Annotated in this window: 14 protein-coding genes; 9 read left to right on the top strand and 5 right to left on the bottom strand. The window is 69.0% G+C overall.

Features of this window, described 5'->3' with window-relative positions:
* Positions 1-247: 247 nt before the first annotated feature.
* Positions 248-763 carry a hypothetical protein gene (locus tag ACFXOO_RS13260; RefSeq protein ID WP_378841594.1) on the bottom strand — a complete coding sequence of 172 codons (516 nt, stop codon included), beginning with the start codon at positions 761-763 and terminating at the stop codon, positions 248-250.
* A 261-nt stretch (positions 764-1,024) separates the two neighbouring features.
* Between ACFXOO_RS13260 and ACFXOO_RS13255 the strand changes: the two genes are divergently transcribed.
* The gene (locus ACFXOO_RS13255; RefSeq protein WP_394563833.1) at positions 1,025-1,693 is read left to right on the top strand and encodes a 2-phosphosulfolactate phosphatase; all 669 of its coding nucleotides are present in this window, start codon (positions 1,025-1,027) and stop codon (positions 1,691-1,693) included.
* 108 nt (positions 1,694-1,801) lie between these two features.
* Here ACFXOO_RS13255 and ACFXOO_RS13250 read toward each other — a convergent pair whose 3' ends face one another.
* The 3 genes from ACFXOO_RS13250 to ACFXOO_RS13240 all read right to left on the bottom strand — a co-directional run bounded on the left by ACFXOO_RS13250 (position 1,802) and on the right by ACFXOO_RS13240 (position 3,839).
* The gene (locus tag ACFXOO_RS13250) at positions 1,802-2,290 is read right to left on the bottom strand and encodes a SprT-like domain-containing protein (RefSeq protein WP_378841591.1); all 489 of its coding nucleotides are present in this window, start codon (positions 2,288-2,290) and stop codon (positions 1,802-1,804) included.
* Positions 2,291-2,324: 34 nt separating this feature from the next.
* Positions 2,325-2,852 carry a hypothetical protein gene (locus tag ACFXOO_RS13245; RefSeq protein ID WP_394563832.1) on the bottom strand — a complete coding sequence of 176 codons (528 nt, stop codon included), beginning with the start codon at positions 2,850-2,852 and terminating at the stop codon, positions 2,325-2,327.
* Positions 2,853-2,972: 120 nt separating this feature from the next.
* Entirely contained in the window at positions 2,973-3,839 is an 867-nt protein-coding gene (locus tag ACFXOO_RS13240; protein ID WP_394563830.1) for a spermidine synthase, read from the bottom strand.
* 64 nt (positions 3,840-3,903) lie between these two features.
* Between ACFXOO_RS13240 and pxpA the strand changes: the two genes are divergently transcribed.
* From pxpA to ACFXOO_RS13210, 6 genes are all read left to right on the top strand, one after another.
* Positions 3,904-4,659, top strand: coding sequence for a 5-oxoprolinase subunit PxpA (pxpA, locus tag ACFXOO_RS13235; protein ID WP_394563829.1), 756 nt, complete (start codon positions 3,904-3,906; stop codon positions 4,657-4,659).
* A complete protein-coding gene (locus tag ACFXOO_RS13230) occupies positions 4,656-5,309 on the top strand; it encodes an allophanate hydrolase subunit 1 (RefSeq protein WP_394563828.1) in 654 nt (217 codons plus the stop codon). The genes pxpA and ACFXOO_RS13230 overlap by 4 nt, the downstream gene beginning before the upstream one ends.
* On the top strand, positions 5,306-6,199 hold the full coding sequence (locus ACFXOO_RS13225; protein WP_394563827.1) for a biotin-dependent carboxyltransferase family protein: 894 nt from the start codon (positions 5,306-5,308) through the stop codon (positions 6,197-6,199). Before ACFXOO_RS13230 ends, ACFXOO_RS13225 begins: the two co-directional genes overlap by 4 nt.
* Before the next feature lie 267 nt (positions 6,200-6,466).
* A complete protein-coding gene (gene rpoB, locus ACFXOO_RS13220; protein WP_378841579.1) occupies positions 6,467-9,964 on the top strand; it encodes a DNA-directed RNA polymerase subunit beta in 3,498 nt (1,165 codons plus the stop codon).
* A 39-nt stretch (positions 9,965-10,003) separates the two neighbouring features.
* Complete coding sequence (gene rpoC, locus ACFXOO_RS13215) at positions 10,004-13,894, top strand: DNA-directed RNA polymerase subunit beta' (RefSeq protein ID WP_394563826.1); 3,891 nt, start codon at positions 10,004-10,006, stop codon at positions 13,892-13,894.
* Positions 13,895-14,053: 159 nt separating this feature from the next.
* The gene (locus ACFXOO_RS13210) at positions 14,054-14,662 is read left to right on the top strand and encodes a hypothetical protein (protein ID WP_378841576.1); all 609 of its coding nucleotides are present in this window, start codon (positions 14,054-14,056) and stop codon (positions 14,660-14,662) included.
* A 3-nt stretch (positions 14,663-14,665) separates the two neighbouring features.
* Here ACFXOO_RS13210 and ACFXOO_RS13205 read toward each other — a convergent pair whose 3' ends face one another.
* Positions 14,666-15,295, bottom strand: a complete 630-nt coding sequence (locus tag ACFXOO_RS13205) for a hypothetical protein (protein WP_394563825.1) — start codon at positions 15,293-15,295, stop codon at positions 14,666-14,668.
* 130 nt (positions 15,296-15,425) lie between these two features.
* Here ACFXOO_RS13205 and ACFXOO_RS13200 point away from each other — a divergent pair, with 130 nt between their 5' ends.
* The gene (locus ACFXOO_RS13200; protein ID WP_378854397.1) at positions 15,426-16,463 is read left to right on the top strand and encodes an ABC transporter; all 1,038 of its coding nucleotides are present in this window, start codon (positions 15,426-15,428) and stop codon (positions 16,461-16,463) included.
* Positions 16,464-16,473: 10 nt separating this feature from the next.
* Positions 16,474-16,947, top strand: coding sequence for a hypothetical protein (locus ACFXOO_RS13195; RefSeq protein WP_394563824.1), 474 nt, complete (start codon positions 16,474-16,476; stop codon positions 16,945-16,947).
* Positions 16,948-17,013 lie beyond the last annotated feature (66 nt).

The following is a 17,013-nucleotide window of genomic DNA, read 5'->3' as shown; positions in this document are numbered from 1 at the left end:
GGTGCCCCGGCGCCCGCGCTCGCCTGCCCCCCACCCGGGCCCCGGCCAAGGCCTCGCGAACGGTCGCGACATGCCGTGTCCTACGTCGGGGTATCGGCGGCAACGGCGTGTCGCGACCGTTCGCGCCGCACCGCACCGCCAAGCGTCCGGCCGTGCCGCCCTGGAAACACCGGGCCGCGCCGCCGGGCCGCGCCGCCGCGCCGGGCAGCACCCGGCCGGGCAGCACCGGGCCAGCAGCTGGGGGCCCTCAGTCGTCGGCGATCGAGACGTCGGACTCGGGGTCGTACGCCCACGTCGGGGCGAGCGCCTTCACGCGCGCTTCGCGCCACTGCCAGACCGCCCAGAGCACGGGCCAGAGGACCGGCGCGGTCGCCCCGCCGATCGTGAGACGGTCGCGCCACAGCGTCTTGCTCGGATCGCCCGGCGCCGGCGAGATCGCCATCTGGTGGTCCCAGACGTCGAGGGTCCCGAGCGCGCCGGTCAGAGGCATCCCGCTGTCGCGGAAGATGCGCACGTCACCGCGGGAATCGCGTGTGAAGCGGTCGCTGGCGTGGATGAGCTGGCGGCCCATCGGCACTCCGGCGAAGGACATCTCCACGGGAACGTCGGTTCCCGGAGTGAACGACGAAGGCAGGCCCTTCGGGTCGAGCGCCGCCAGCTCGAGGAACGGACCGTACAGTTCGCCGACGGCGCTCGGGGAATGCAGAGCGCGCCACGCCGCATCCGCATCGCAGTCGATCACGAATTTCAAAAGGATGCGCATGACTCCAGTCTCGCATCGGCATCGCAGGCGGGTCGCGCAGGCGCTCCCCGTCTGACCCGGCAGACCCGATCCGACGGGATCCACCGCCCGGTGCCCACCCGTTGAACGCACGGTCCGCCGCCGAGTGGACGACGTCGGTGCGCCGTGAACCCAGGCATTCGGCGCGACCTCGTGCGCTCGCCGGTACCCCGGCACCCGCCCGGCACCGCGCCGCACCCGGCCCCGACGGCGGGGCATTCGGCGACGTCTTAGGCTCGAAGGATGTCCGAACGGCCCCCGCAGACAGCCATCGCCTTCGACCAGCACGCCTACCAGGTGCGCTTCGAGTGGGGCGTCGACGGGCTGCGCCGGCTGGCGGCATCCGATGTCGTCGTGGTCGTCGATGTGCTCCGATTCTCGACGTCGGTGACGGATGCCGCGGCCCGAGGCGCCTCGGTCGCCCTCTCCGACGCTCGGGCGACGTCGATCAACGGTGCGGCCGTCGCCGCTGCGGCGGCCGAGCGGGGCGGACCATCGGCCCTCGTCCTCGCCGGGTGCTTGCGGAACGCGTCCGCGGTCGCCCGCGCCATCCTCGACGAGCAGGTGCGTCGCGGAGCGCGCACGAGCGTCGCCGTCGTCGCGGCGGGCGAGCTCGTCTCGCGGAAACCGTCCGCCCCCGTGCGCTTCGCGATCGAGGATCAGCTCGGTGCCGGCGCGATCATCGACGCGCTCGCCGTGCGGGGCATCGACCACAGCTCGCCCGAGGCCGCGATCGCGGGGGAGTCCTTTGGTGCGCTCCGTCGGGCGGCTCGGCACCTCGTGAGCGCGAGCGGCTCCGGCCGCGAACTCGCGGCGGCCGGCCATGGCGAAGATGTGTCCCGCGCCGCACAGGTCGACGCCGACACCGCGGTGGCGGTGCTCCGCGAGGGGGTGTTCGAGCCTCTGGTCTGAGGGTGCGACCGCGGAGCCACGGCGGCCGACCGCGACCCGGCCCTATCCCCGCCGACCCATCCCCGCCGACCCAGCCCCGCCGAACCGCTCCATCAGCGAACTGCCCCGTCAGCGGGGCGTCATCGCCGCCAGTCGGGTCGCCGTCGAGATGTCGCGGCGACTCCACGCGAAGAGGAACCGGTCGTCGAATCTCGGCGCGCACTTCACGCACGACGTCGGTCGGTTCGGTCGGCGGTGCCGGTAGGCGACGTGGCCGGCCGGACACGTGCCGACCCACGGAGCCAGCTCGACGGCAGTCTCACCGTGGTGGGTGACACCGCCGACGTAGCCGAGGTCGCGGGCGATCGCCTTCCACGTCGGGCCGTGTGCCGCGGGGGCGCCGGCCAGGGCGTGGGCGACCTCGTGCAGCAGCGTCTGGTGGTTCGTGTCGTCGTCGTAACGTGCCGTGAGGTACCGAGAGACACTGATGCGCTTACGGGTGTAGTCGCACTGCCCGGCGCGGCGTTTCGCGTTGTCGAACGCGAACGACCACGACGAGTCCAGGTGCTGGGCGATCAGCGCCTCGGCCCAGTGGCGCACACGATGCAGTTCCGACATGTCACAAGGCTAGAACGTACCTACGACACTCGGGTCAGCTGGCGGCGAATGTACGGGTGCGGCGTCGGTCCGCCGCGTCGACGGCCATCAGCGTCGACTCGAGCTGCGCATCCGTGGCACCCGACTCCTGGCGCAGGAACAGTGTGCGCTTGAAGTCCGCACGGGCAGCCTCGAAGTCGCCGGCGTCGAAGAACATCTTCCCGCGCTGCTGATAAGCGAACGCGGCGATGCCCGACCAGTTCTGGCCTTCGGCCTCGTCGGCGCACATCGTCAGCTCCTGCTCGGCGGCCGCGTACGCGCCGCGGAAATGCTGTACGGAGGCGTGCAGGATGCGGGCGCGGAGAAGATCCTTGCGCGTGCCCGCCATGCGGGCCACCCGCACCGACTGCTCGGAGATCACCAGGGAGTCTTCGAGACGGCCGAGCACCTTGAGCAGCCAGACGCGCTCGAGCAGGGCAGGCAGACTCCGCTGCTCGCCGATCTCCTCGAGGCGTGCTGCGCACTCCCGCTCGTCGACGATCTCCCGCAGGGTGTCCTGGTCGTACCCGTGGATAAAGCTCACCGTCGATTCCCTTCGCGCGTGGATGAACGCCGGTCCAGTCTGCCCCGGAAGGCCGGACGATCCTCGAGGGCACGCCGGGCGCGGCATCCGCTCTGCACGTTCTTCGGCGTGTCGTCCCGATCAGCGTTCGAACAGGGATGCCGCGGGCTTCGGTGACGGCGTCGCGTCGGCGTCCGTCACCGGCAGCGCGCCGCGCGTGAACTCGCGCACCTCGGCGCCCTGCGCGACTTTCGCCGGATGCGGCCCCGCCGCCATGAGCCGCGGCAGCCACTGCGTCGGGAGGGCAGTATCGGATGCCGCGACCACGAGGTTCCCGAACCGACGGCCCTTCAGCACCTGGACCTCGGCCAGCACGACGACGTGCGGAAGCACCGCCTGGACGGTCGCGACCTGACGACGGGCGAACGCGAGTCCGGCGCCGTCCGCGACGTTCACGAGCAGCACTCCCTCGGGAGCGAGCAGGTCGGCCGCCGCCCGGTAGAACTCGATCGACGTCAGATGGGCGGGGGTCTGCGAGCCGGAGTACACGTCCGACACGAGCAGGTCGACGGCGCCGGTGAGGGCGTCGGGAAGGCGGCCGACGCCGGCGCGGGCATCTCCGATACGCGTGCGGATGGCCGCCCCGCGGGGGAGGGGCAGCTGCGCCTTGACGAGGTCGACGAGCGCCTGTTCCAGTTCGATGACCTGCTGCCGCGAACCCGGCCTGGTCGCCTCGATGTAGCGGGGGATCGTCAGGGCGCCGGCGCCGAGGTGCACGGCGGTCAGGGGTTGGCCGGGAAGCCGCAGCTGGTCGATGACCGCGCCCATCCGGGCGACGTATTCGAAGTGCAGATGCGTGGGGTCGTCGAGGTCGACGTGCGATTGCGGAGTCCCGTCGACGTCGAGTTCGAACCCCGTGGTGAATCCCGACGGCACGATGCGCGCGATCGTCCCGTCGCTCAGACGCGTCTGGGGGTGTTCGCTCTCGATGACGCGGGCTCTGGCCATGGCTCCACGGTAGACGTCACGCGCCACCGAGAGGTCCCGGAATCGACGTCGCTAGCCTGGACCCATGCGCCCGATCGACCTGAACGCCGACCTCGGCGAGACCGTCGACGGTGTGCCGACGGCCGACGACGAGGCGATGTTCGCCGTCATCTCGAGTGCGAGCATCGCGTGCGGAGGCCACGCGGGGGATGCCGCATCCATGCGCTCGGCGGTGGCCGCCGCCGCGCGCGCCGGAGTGGCCGTCGGTGCGCATCCGGCCTACGAGGACAGGGCGAACTTCGGGCGCATCGCCCACCGGGTCGACCCGCTCGTGCTGCGCAGAGCCGTGACGCGTCAGCTCGACGGTCTGATCGCTGCGGGCGCCGACCTCCGCTACGTCAAACCGCACGGCGCGCTCTACCATGCCGTCACCGTCGATCCGGGGCAGGCCGATGCCGTCGTCGCGGCGGTCGCCGATGTCGCGGACCGGCTCGGCCGGACGCTGCCGATCCTCGGGCTCGTCGGTCGGATCGCCACCGCCGCCGCCGCTGCGGGGGTGCCGTTCGTCCGCGAAGCCTTCCTCGATCGCGGGTACGCCCCCGACGGCGGGCTGATCCCGCGCAACACCCCCGGAGCGCTGCTCCGCGACCCCGAGATCGTTGCGGAGCGCGCGCTGCGGTTGGCGTCCGACGGCGAGGTGATGGCCGTCGACGGATCATGGATCGAGACGGATGCCGCGTCCCTCTGCCTGCACGGAGACACCCCCGACGCCGTGGCGATGGCACGCGCGGTCCGTCACGCGCTCGACGCGGCGGGGATCGAGGTGAGGGCCCCGTGGTGAAGGACGGCCGTACCGGCGTGACCACCCCGGTGCTGCTGCCCATGGGGGAGCGCGCCGTGCTGGCGGAGCTCCCATCCCTGAGCGAGGTGCTCGCGCTGCACGCACGCCTGATGCCCTCCCGTCCCGGGGGCGTCGTCGACCTGGTGCCGGCCGCTCGCACGGTCCTCGTCTCGTTCGACCCCGCGCAAATCTCCGCCACGGCGGTGCGCGCATGGATCGGCTCCGCTCCGGAGTCGCGGGTGATGACGGCGGAGGAGCCCGCCCGCGTCGTCACGATCGACGTCCGCTACGACGGTGCCGACCTCGCCGACACCGCCCTGCTGCTGGGCATCACGCCTCCCGCGCTCATCGATGCGCACCGGACCGCCCGGTGGACCGTCGCCTTCACCGGCTTCGCGCCGGGATTCGGGTACCTCGTCAGCGCGGACTGGACCTTCGACGTGCCCCGCCTTCCGACACCCCGCACGCACGTTCCGCCGGGAGCGGTGGGTCTCGCCGGTGAATTCACCGGGGCGTATCCGCGAGCGACTCCGGGAGGCTGGCGACTGATCGGGTCGACCACCGCGCGCCTGTTCGATCCGGATGCCTCGTCCCCGACGCTGCTCGCTCCGGGAATGTCGGTGCGCTTCCGCCGGGTCGACGAGCCGTGAACCGGCTCGATGGCGGCACGCCTGCCCTCCGTGTCGACGCGCCCGGTCTTCTCGCGACGATCCAGGACCTCGGCCGGCCGGGCTCGGCATCGCTCGGCGTCGCGCGCTCGGGGGCCCTCGACCGTGGCGCTCTCCGCACCGCGAATCGCCTCCTCGGCAACCACGAGGGGGCGGCTGCGATCGAAGTCACGATGGGCGGGTTCCGCGCGACGGCCGTCCGCGACCTGTGGTTCGCGGTCACCGGCGCGTGGGGCGCTCTCCGCCTGGACGGCCGACCCCTCGATCCCTACGAGGCGCACCCCTGGCCCCAGGGCGGGCTTCTCGACGTGGACCGGTTCGCGCACGGCAGCCGTGCGTACCTCGCGATCCGAGGCGGTCTCGACGCTCCACGCGTGCTGGGCTCGCGTGCGACCGACCTGCTGGCGGGCATCGGTCCCGGAGCGCTGCGGCCCGGCGACCACATCGCGCTCGCCGAGGAGGTCGTCCTCCCCATCCCGCCCTCCGTCCTCGCCCCGTGGGGAGCGCCCGTCGACGACGACGTGCGGATCGGGCTCGCCCCCGGACCGCGCTCCGACTGGTTCTCGGCATCCGCCCTGCACGTTCTCTACGACACGGTGTGGACCGCCTCGGACAAAGCCGATCGCGTCGGTGTCCGCCTCGACGGACCCGCGCTGGAGCGGGCGCGGACGGACGAGCTTCCGAGCGAGGGGATGGTGCCCGGTGCACTCCAGGTGCCCCCGGGCGGGCGGCCGACGATCCTCCTCGCGGACGGTCCGGTGACCGGCGGCTACCCCGTCATCGCGGTGGTGGCGGATGCTTCGCTCGACGCCCTCGGGCAGGTCAGGCCGGGCACACGGCTGCGCTTCGTCCACGCCAGGGTCGACCGGTGACCGGTGGACGCCGCGTATTTCCGCGGTTCCGCGCGGTTATACCGCAGTCATTCGCACTCGTCAAGGACCCGACTGGACACGGCGGGTCATCCGCCGTATAGTTGTTCTTTGCGCTCCCATTCCCCCTGTCTTCATATGGTGGTCGGCTGCGCCCTCGCACCCCCGTTGGGAAGTCACGGCGTGTGTTGTGAGGGCACGGGAATGATCTGAGCACTCCACCTGACGACAAGGAAACAGGGCCCTACTCGGGCCCATGGAGGTTATCCCTTGGCTGCTGCGCCCAACGCAACCAACCCCACCACCAACAAGAACGGCCGAGGCGCTTCTCGCCTCTCGTTCGCCAAGATCTCCGACACGCTGGAGGTCCCCGACCTCCTCGCGCTGCAGACAGAGTCTTTCGACTGGCTCGTCGGCAATGAGCTCTGGAAGACGCGCGTTGCGGAGGCGAAAGCCATCGGACGCACCGATGTTCCCGAGATCAGCGGTCTCGAGGAGATCTTCGAGGAGATCTCTCCGATCGAGGACCTCAGCGAGACGATGCAGCTGAGCTTCACGAACCCGTATCTCGAGCCGGAGAAGTACTCGATCGAGGAGTGCAAGGAGCGCGGCAAGACCTACGCCGCGCCGCTGTACGTCGAGGCCGAGTTCATGAACCACCAGACCGGTGAGATCAAGACCCAGACGGTCTTCATGGGCGACTTCCCGCTCCAGACCGCCAAGGGCACGTTCATCATCAACGGCACCGAGCGTGTCGTCGTGTCGCAGCTCGTGCGTTCGCCCGGTGTCTACTTCGACAAGACCCCCGACAAGACGTCCGACAAGGACATCGTCTCGGCGCGCGTCATCCCGAGCCGCGGTGCGTGGCTCGAGTTCGAGATCGACAAGCGCGATCAGGTCGGCGTTCGCATCGACCGCAAGCGCAAGCAGTCCGTCACGGTGTTCCTGAAGGCCCTGGGCCTCTCCAGCGAAGACATCATGGCCGAGTTCGCCGGCTTCGACTCGATCGAGGAGACGCTGTCGAAGGACACGATCCTCACGAAGGAAGACGCGCTCCGCGACATCTACCGCAAGCTCCGTCCGGGCGAGCAGGTCGCCGCCGAGGCAGCGCGCGCGCTGCTGGACAACTTCTACTTCAACTCCAAGCGCTACGACCTCGCGAAGGTCGGTCGTTACAAGATCAACCAGAAGCTGGGTCTCGAGTCGCCGCTGAGCGAGTCGGTGCTGACGGTCGAGGACATCGTCGCGACCATCAAGTACCTGGTGCGCCTGCACCGCGGTGATGCGACGTTCGAGGGCCTCCGCGGCGGTCAGAAGACCGACATCCGCATGACGGTCGACGACATCGACAACTTCGGCAACCGTCGCATCCGCGCGGTCGGCGAGCTGATCCAGAACCAGGTCCGCACCGGTCTGTCCCGCATGGAGCGCGTCGTCCGCGAGCGCATGACCACGCAGGACATCGAGGCGATCACGCCGCAGACCCTGATCAACGTGCGCCCCGTCGTCGCCGCGATCAAGGAGTTCTTCGGAACGTCGCAGCTGTCCCAGTTCATGGACCAGAACAACCCGCTCGCGGGTCTGACCCACAAGCGCCGCCTCTCGGCGCTCGGCCCCGGTGGTCTGTCGCGTGAGCGCGCAGGCGTCGAGGTCCGTGACGTCCACCCCTCGCACTACGGCCGCATGTGCCCGATCGAGACCCCCGAAGGCCCGAACATCGGCCTGATCGGATCGCTCGCCTCGTTCGCGCGGATCAACGCGTTCGGCTTCATCGAGACGCCGTACCGCAAGGTCGTCAGCGGCAAGGTCACCGAGCAGATCGATTACCTCACCGCCTCCGAGGAGAACGACTACATCGTCGCCCAGGCCGGCGCCGAGCTGAAGGCCGACGGCCACTTCGTGCAGGAGCGCGTGCTGGCCCGTCGTGGCGACGGCGGCGAGGTCGACCTCTTCCCGGCGGGCGAGATCGGCTACATGGACGTCTCGCCGCGCCAGATGGTGTCGGTCGCGACCTCGCTCATCCCCTTCCTCGAGCACGACGATGCGAACCGCGCCCTCATGGGTGCGAACATGCAGCGTCAGGCGGTCCCGCTGCTGCGCAGCGAGTCGCCGATCGTCGGAACGGGTATGGAGGGCTATGCGGCCGTCGACGCCGGTGACGTCGTCACGGCCGACAAGGCCGGTGTGGTGCTCGAGGTCTCGGCCGATGTCGTGACCATCCAGCTCGACGAGGGCGGCACGCAGGACTACTTCCTGCGCAAGTTCGACCGGTCCAACCAGGGCACGAGCTACAACCAGCGCGTCGTGGTCTCGGCCGGCGAGCGCGTCGAGGCCGGCGAGGTCATCGCAGACGGTCCCGCGACGGAGAACGGCGAGCTCGCGCTCGGCAAGAACCTCCTCGTCGCATTCATGACCTGGGAGGGCCACAACTTCGAGGACGCGATCATCCTCAGCCAGAACCTCGTGAAGGACGACACCCTCTCCTCGATCCACATCGAGGAGTACGAGGTCGACGCCCGCGACACGAAGCTCGGCAAGGAGGAGATCACCCGTGATCTTCCGAACGTGAGCCCCGACCTGCTGAAGGACCTCGACGAGCGCGGCATCATCCGCATCGGCGCCGAGGTCCGCCCGGGCGACATCCTCGTCGGCAAGGTCACGCCGAAGGGCGAGACCGAGCTTTCGGCCGAGGAGCGCCTGCTGCGCGCGATCTTCAACGAGAAGAGCCGCGAAGTCCGCGACACGTCGCTGAAGGTGCCCCACGGTGAGCAGGGCACGATCATCGCGGTCAAGGAGTTCAACGCCGAGGACGGCGACGACGAGCTGGGCTCGGGCGTCAACCGCCGCGTCGTGGTCTACATCGCCCAGAAGCGCAAGATCACCGAGGGCGACAAGCTCGCGGGTCGTCACGGCAACAAGGGCGTCATCGCCAAGATCCTCCCGATCGAGGACATGCCCTTCCTGGCCGACGGCACGCCGGTCGACATCATCCTGAACCCGCTCGGCATCCCCGGCCGCATGAACTTCGGCCAGGTGCTGGAGCTTCACCTCGGATGGATCGCCAAGCAGGGCTGGAAGGTCGAGGGCAACCCCGAGTGGGCGGCTCACCTTCCGGAGGCTGCCTTCTCGGCACCCGCCGGCACCAAGGTCGCGACCCCGGTGTTCGACGGAACGCGCGAGGACGAGATCGCGGGTCTGCTCGACTCCACGACCCTCACGCGTGACGGTGAGCGTCTGGTCGACTCCTCGGGCAAGACGCTGCTGTTCGACGGTCGCTCCGGCGAGCCGTTCCCGGCACCCGTCTCGGTCGGCTACATGTACATCCTGAAGCTGCACCACCTCGTCGACGACAAGATCCACGCGCGCTCGACGGGTCCGTACTCGATGATTACGCAGCAGCCGCTGGGTGGTAAGGCGCAGTTCGGTGGTCAGCGCTTCGGCGAGATGGAGGTGTGGGCCCTCGAGGCCTACGGTGCGGCATACGCCCTCCAGGAGCTCCTCACGATCAAGTCCGACGACATCCTCGGCCGAGTCAAGGTCTACGAGGCGATCGTCAAGGGCGAGAACATCCAGGAGCCCGGCATCCCCGAGTCGTTCAAGGTGCTCATGAAGGAGATGCAGTCGCTCTGCCTGAACGTCGAGGTCCTCTCGGCCGACGGCACGCCGGTGAATCTCCGCGACACCGACGACGACGCGTTCCGTGCAGCCGAAGAACTCGGCATCAACATCTCCAGCCGCTTCGAGTCCTCGTCCATCGACGAGATCTGATCCCGGCCTCCCCGCAAGAATTCCGACACAGGAGAACCAGTGCTCGAATCAACCACTTTCGACCAGCTTCGCATTGGCCTCGCCACTGCCGACGACATCCGTCGTTGGTCGTTCGGTGAGGTCAAGAAGCCCGAAACCATCAACTACCGCACGCTGAAGCCCGAGAAGGACGGCCTCTTCGGAGAGCAGATCTTCGGACCCAGCCGTGACTGGGAGTGCGCGTGCGGCAAGTACAAGCGCGTCCGCTTCAAGGGCATCGTCTGCGAGCGCTGCGGCGTGGAGGTCACCAAGTCCTCCGTCCGCCGTGAGCGCATGGGCCACATCGAGCTCGCCGCACCCGTCACCCACATCTGGTACTTCAAGGGCGTGCCCTCGCGCCTCGGCTACCTGCTGGACATGGCGCCGAAGGACCTCGAGAAGGTCATCTACTTCGCCGCCTACATGGTGATCTCCGTCGATGAGGAGGCGCGTCACCGCGACCTCCCCACGCAGGAGAGCAACATCCGGCTCGAGCTGAAGACCCTCGCCGACCGCCGTGACTCGCGCATCGCGACCCGACTCCAGAAGCTGGAGGAGGAGCTCGCGGCGCTCGAGGAGGAGGGCGCCAAGGCCGACCAGAAGAAGAAGGTCAAGGACGCCGCCGAGAAGGAGATGGCCTCGATCCGCAAGACCGCGGATGACCAGGTCACCCGCCTCGAGAAGGTGTGGGAAGACTTCCGCACCCTCTCCGTCGGCGACCTCAAGGGCGAAGACGAGATCTTCCACGAGCTGCAGGACCGCTTCGGTCAGTACTTCGAGGCCCACATGGGCGCCGAGTCGATCAAGCGTCGTCTGCTCGCGTTCGACCTCGCACAGGAGTCCGAAGACCTGCACCTGCAGATCTCCGAGGGCAAGGGCCAGCGCAAGATCCGCGCGATCAAGCGCCTCAAGGTCGTCAACTCGTTCCTGCAGACCGGCATGAGCCCCGCCTCGATGGTGCTCGACGTCGTCCCGGTGATCCCGCCGGAGCTGCGCCCGATGGTGCAGCTCGACGGTGGCCGCTTCGCGACCTCCGACCTGAACGACCTCTACCGTCGCGTGATCAACCGCAACAACCGCCTCCGTCGTCTGATCGATCTCGGCGCCCCCGAGATCATCGTCAACAACGAGAAGCGGATGCTGCAGGAGGCCGTCGACGCACTGTTCGACAACGGCCGCCGCGGTCGTCCCGTCACGGGTACCGGCAACCGGGCGCTGAAGTCCCTCAGCGACATGCTGAAGGGCAAGCAGGGCCGGTTCCGCCAGAACCTGCTCGGCAAGCGCGTGGACTACTCGGGTCGTTCGGTCATCATCGTCGGACCCCAGCTCAAGCTGCACCAGTGCGGTCTGCCCAAGCAGATGGCGCTCGAGCTCTTCAAGCCGTTCGTCATCAAGCGCCTGATCGACCTCGGCCACTCGCAGAACATCAAGGCGGCCAAGCGCTCCGTCGAGCGCGCGCGCCCCGAGGTGTGGGACGTGCTCGAGGAGATCATCCGCGAGCGCCCCGTGCTGCTGAACCGCGCACCGACCCTGCACCGTCTCGGCATCCAGGCTTTCGAGCCCCAGCTCGTCGAGGGCAAGGCCATCCAGCTGCACCCGCTCGTCTGCACCGCGTTCAACGCGGACTTCGACGGCGACCAGATGGCTGTCCACCTGCCGCTGTCGGTCGAGGCCCAGGCCGAGGCGCGCATCCTGATGCTCGCGTCGAACAACATCCTGAAGCCGTCGGACGGTCGTCCGGTCACCCTGCCGTCGCAGGACATGATCATCGGCCTGCACCACCTGACCACCCTCAAGGAGGGGGCGATCGGCGAAGGCCGCGCGTTCGGTTCGGTGGGCGAGGCGATCCTGGCCAAGGACGAGGGAACTCTCGACCTGCAGGCCAAGGCGCGCATCCGCATCCCGGGTCTGACGTTCCTCGAGGCCGAGGGTGACACCCCCGAGTCCATCGCGGCGTACGAGCGCAACGGCCTCGTCGAGACGTCGCTGGGTCAGGCGATCTTCAACGACACCCTGCCCAAGGGCTACCCGTTCGTCCGCGAACCGGCCGACAAGGGCAAGCTCTCGCAGATCGTGAACAAGCTGGCGGAGGAGTACCCGAAGGTGGAGGTCGCGGCCTCCCTCGACCGGATCAAGGACGCCGGCTTCTACTGGGCCACCCGTTCGGGTGTCACCGTGGCGCTGTCCGACATCCTCACGCCCCCCAACAAGGGCGAGATCGTCGGTCGTCACGAGAAGCGCGCAGCCAAAGTCCAGTCGCAGTTCGAGAAGGGACTCACCACCGACGCCGAGCGTCGTCAGGAGCTCATCAAGATCTGGACAGAGGCCACCGACGAGGTGCAGGTCGCGATGCGGGCCAACTTCCCGGAAGACAACACCATCAACCGCATGGTGTCCTCCGGTGCTCGTGGTAACTGGCTGCAGATCCGCAACATCGCGGGTATGCGCGGCCTGGTGAACAACCCCAAGGGTGAGATCATCCCCCGTCCGATCATCTCCTCGTACCGCGAGGGTCTGTCGGTGGCGGAGTACTTCATCGCGACGCACGGTGCCCGCAAGGGTCTGGCCGACACGGCTCTGCGTACCGCAGACTCGGGGTACCTCACGCGTCGTCTGGTCGACGTCTCGCAGGATGTCATCATCCGTGAAGAGGACTGCGGCACGAACAAGGGCCTCGAGCTGCCGATCGCGACCGCGGGTGCCGACGGCGCCCTGGTCAAGGACCCCAACGTCGAGAACTCGGTGTTCGCCCGGACGCTCGCGTCCGAGGTCACCGGTCCCGACGGCACGGTCCTGGCGGTGGCCGGCGACGACGTGGGCGACATCCTCATCAACAAGCTGGTCGGGGCGGGTGTCGAGACCATCAAGGTGCGCTCGGTGCTCACGTGCGAGTCGGCTGTCGGTGTCTGCGCGCAGTGCTACGGCCGTTCGCTCGCGACCGGCAAGATCGTCGACATCGGCGAAGCGGTCGGCATCATCGCCGCCCAGTCGATCGGCGAGCCCGGCACCCAGCTGACGATGCGTACCTTCCACACCGGTGGTTCCGCGTCGGCCGACGACATCACGCAGGGTCTTCCCCGCGTGCAGGAGCTGTTCGAGGCGCGCACCCCCAAGGGTGCGTCCCCGATCGCCGACTCCGACGGTCGTATCACGATCGACGAGACCGACCGCGCCAAGAAGGTCATCCTCACGCCCGACAACGGTGAGGAGCCGCACGTCTACCCCGTGCTCAAGCGCGCGACGCTGCTGGTCGAAGACGGCCAGCACGTCACGGTCGGTCAGCCCCTGCAGGTCGGCACGCTCGACCCCAAGGAGGTCATGCGTGTCATGGGCGCCCGCGAGGTGCAGCGTTACCTCGTGAACGGCGTTCAGGGCGTCTACCGGTCGCAGGGTGTGCCGATCCACGACAAGCACATCGAGGTCATCGTGCGTCAGATGTTGCGCAAGGTCACGGTCGTCGACCACGCCGGCACCGACCTGCTTCCGGGTGAGCTGGTGGACTTCAAGAAGTACCAGCAGATCAACCGCGAGGCCGTGGCCGAGGGCAAGCGTCCCGCGTCGGGTCGTCCCGAGCTGATGGGTATCACGAAGGCGTCGCTCGCGACCGAATCGTGGCTGTCGGCCGCCTCCTTCCAGGAGACGACCCGCGTGCTCACCCAGGCGGCGATGGAGGGCAAGAGCGACCCGCTCGTCGGCCTCAAGGAGAACGTCATCATCGGAAAGCTCATCCCCGCCGGAACGGGACTCGCGAAGTACCGCGACGTCATCGTCGAGGCGACGGAAGAGGCGAAGAGCGAGCGGTACCCCAACCGCATCTTCGCTTCGGACGGCGCGTACAGCGACGCCGACCTGAGCTACGTCGATTTCGACAGCTTCTCGACGGACGACTTCACGCCCGGCACGTACAACTGATCGATCGGATGCCTCGTCCCTGCGCACTGCGCACGGATGAGGCATCCGCTCCTCCTCGAAGGGCCCCGGTTCACGCCGGGGCCCTTCGTCGTCCCCGCGTGCCGAGCCGGGGCGTGGCAGCCTGACGATTAGCGTGGAGGAGGGCGGGGGAGGTGGAACGTGGCACGCATAGGCGGGCGCAATCTGTGGATCGCGATACCGGTCGGCGTGCTGTGCACCGCTGTCGTGGGTGCGCTGGTGGTGCTCTCGGCACCCATGATCCCCGTCGCTGCGACGTGGGTCGGTGATTCCCTGCGCACCGCGTCCACGTACACCGAGCCCAGCGCCACCCCCGGGTCGCCGCAGGCGTTCGCGTCGGCGACGACGTCGGGGTGCCGGTCGCTCTACCCCGACAGCCTGTGGTCGGAGCTCACGTGGACGCCGGACGTGCTGCTCGAGCAGACGACCGGGCCGCCCGCGGGGGATGCACCTCTGACCGCGGCGCTGGCGCCCGACGTCCGGGTCACGTGCGTCTGGAACGCGCCCGGCGGCAGGTCGATCTCCACGACGGTCGCGGCCGTGGCGGGCGGCTCCGCCGACGTCGCACAGGCCGCACTCACGGCCTCCGGATTCACCTGCGACACCCATGCCGGACTCCTCTGCATCCGCGCGTCGGGCGATGTCGTCGAGGAGCACCTCGTGCGGGACGACCTGTGGATCTCGAGCGTCGAGTCGGCCTGGCATCCGGTGGGGTACACGGCCCGTGTCCGCGATTTCATCTGGGGGTGAAGCTCAGCCCCAGATCGACGCGATGATGCTGTCGGTGTACCCGGACGGTGCGAGGTTGGAGTACATCGTGTCGATGAGGACACCGTCGCGCCAGTAGAGCGTCCGCCCGTCGGTGACGGGATACTGCATGTTCTGCCAGGTCTTCTCGCACCGCGTGCCCATGTCGGGCGTGTAGCAGTTGAAGCCCTCGGTGTCGGCGAGGTCGTTCAGCATGTCCAACGCCGGTCCGCGGTTCATCCGCGAGATGGTGGTGAACAGGCCGGTCGTGTCGGCGCGGGGATCGCGCCAGGCGCACTCGAGGCTGCCGTCGGCCTGCACGCCGGTGGGCACGCCGAGCGCGGGGTCGTTCAGCGGGGTGCCGGCGAGCTGCGCGCGGACCGCATCGGAGAGCATCGCTTCGCAGTCCACGGGAATGGCGACCGGAGCGCTCGTGGAGGTCGGCGCGGGGGAGGGGCTGCCGGTGGGCGACCCGGAAACGCCCGGCGAGGCTCCGGGTGTGGCGCCGTCTGTGCGGGACGGTGCGGACGTCGCGGGTGTCGCCTCGCCGTCCGCGGGAGCGCAGGCGGCCAGCATGGCGCTCAGCGCGACGACGGATGCTGCGAGGAGTACGGTGTGACGGCGCCGTCGTGTCATGCGCCCACGATAGCGGCGGCGACCATCTTCCCCGCGGATGCGACACACGACGGCATGCCTGCGGGGCCCCGCAGAGGGTGCGCGCTAGCCTCCGTATGCGGGGACGTCCCTCGCGTGAGGAGTGCTTCCGATGAGTGACCACAAGTCGACGTACGGCGAACCGGTCGAAGACACGACACCGGTCGACGACACCACGCATGTCGACGACGTCGTGGGGAGTGCGCACGCGGGCCTGGCAGACGCAGAGGCCGCGCGCAGCGCGGTCGACGAGACTCCCGGCGACGACAAGGTGCGGTTCTCCGACGCATCCGCATCGGAGCCTGTCGCCGACGCCCTCGTGGACGGCGATTCCACGTCCCCCCACGACCACTCCGCGCGCGACTCTTCGCGCGACGTTGCCCAGCCCGCCTTCGCCACTCCGGTCGAGCCCGTCGAGTCGGCGGAGCCGATCGTGGCCGTCCCCGTCACCGACCGTGCGCGCGACGACGCGGACACGGTGGTGACGCCCGCGTCCGACTCGGGCGACCTCTCTTTCGACGAATCCGCCTACATCACGTCTGCCGCCGTCGCGGCGCCGGCGGCGGTCGCCGCCCCGGCCCCGCAGCCGATCTTCGTGCAGGCGCCGGAGATGCCGCGTCCACGCGGGAACCGCGCCGCGGCAGGAGCGATCGGTCTCCTCGCCGCCGTCGTCTTCGCGATCCTCTACCTCGGTGCGTGGCTGGCGCTCGGCACCCTCGACGGCACCGTGACGGCGCAGAACGTCGGCGAGACCGTGGTGTCCACTTTCGGGACCTGGGCCTTCTGGGTTCCCGTCGTCGTCTTCTACATCTCCTTCTGGCTGCTCGGTGCGATCATCAACCGCGGTCGGTGGGGCATCTGGGTGATCTTCGGCCTGCTCGTCGGGGCAGCGAGCTACGGCGGTCACATCCTCGGCCAGCTCTTCCAGGCGCCGTTCTGGATGCTGACGGCCACCGCAGGACAGGAGCTCATCGAGAGCCAGCTGCTCGCTCCTCTCGCGATCGTCGCCTTCGTGCTGGGCCGTGAGATCACGATCTGGTTCGGCGCATGGGTCGCCGCCCGTGGGCGGAAGGTGACCGAGCTGAACATCGAGGCGCAGCGCGAATACGAGCGCACGCTCGAAGCCGGCCCGCAGCTCGTCCGCGCCTGAGATGTCGGGAATGCCCGAGCCGTCGGGCGTTCCCGTCCGCCCGGGCATGGCGCTCGTCTTCTCGCTCGTCGGCTTCTTCGCACTCGCGATCTTCGGGTTCGGGATGACGAGTCTCATCACCGACTCCGACGTCATCGCGGTCGAAGGGCTTGGACCCATCCCGGGGGTGTTCGCGCTCGTGTGCGCCGCTGGGGGATTCGCGGGTTCCCTGTGGCTCGGCATCCGCAGCGTCCACCCGTCCTACGTCGTCGCACTGCCGGTGGCGATCGCGTCGTTCCTGTTCTATCTGGTGGGTCTCGGCTTCGGCGCGCTGGTCGGCGACGCCGGCCTCGTCCAGGCGGTGTCAGCCGTCGGTGGCGTGGCGACGTCTTGGTTCGGAATGGTCGTCGCGGTCACCGGCCTGGTCTGCGCCGCAGGCGGTGTCGCGCTCGTCCGACCGCGGACCGCACGCCCCCATTGGCCGTGGGAGAACGGCGACGAGTAGTCACGACATCCCCTTCCCGCGGAATCATCGCCGGTGAACCGGCGATTCCCGGATGCAGCGCAGTAC

This window comes from Microbacterium sp. P03 (assembly GCF_043556235.1).
In the GTDB taxonomy this organism is placed as follows: domain Bacteria; phylum Actinomycetota; class Actinomycetes; order Actinomycetales; family Microbacteriaceae; genus Microbacterium.
This window is presented reverse-complemented; position numbering and strand designations above follow the sequence as displayed.

Coding starts and splice junctions, on each gene's coding strand:
- ACFXOO_RS13260 (WP_378841594.1), bottom strand. CDS start 763: ATGCGCATCCTTTTGAAATTCGTGATCGACTGCGATGCGGATGCGGCG.
- ACFXOO_RS13255 (WP_394563833.1), top strand. CDS start 1,025: ATGTCCGAACGGCCCCCGCAGACAGCCATCGCCTTCGACCAGCACGCC.
- ACFXOO_RS13250 (WP_378841591.1), bottom strand. CDS start 2,290: ATGTCGGAACTGCATCGTGTGCGCCACTGGGCCGAGGCGCTGATCGCC.
- ACFXOO_RS13240 (WP_394563830.1), bottom strand. CDS start 3,839: ATGGCCAGAGCCCGCGTCATCGAGAGCGAACACCCCCAGACGCGTCTG.
- pxpA (WP_394563829.1), top strand. CDS start 3,904: ATGCGCCCGATCGACCTGAACGCCGACCTCGGCGAGACCGTCGACGGT.
- ACFXOO_RS13205 (WP_394563825.1), bottom strand. CDS start 15,295: ATGACACGACGGCGCCGTCACACCGTACTCCTCGCAGCATCCGTCGTC.
- ACFXOO_RS13200 (WP_378854397.1), top strand. CDS start 15,426: ATGAGTGACCACAAGTCGACGTACGGCGAACCGGTCGAAGACACGACA.
- ACFXOO_RS13195 (WP_394563824.1), top strand. CDS start 16,474: ATGCCCGAGCCGTCGGGCGTTCCCGTCCGCCCGGGCATGGCGCTCGTC.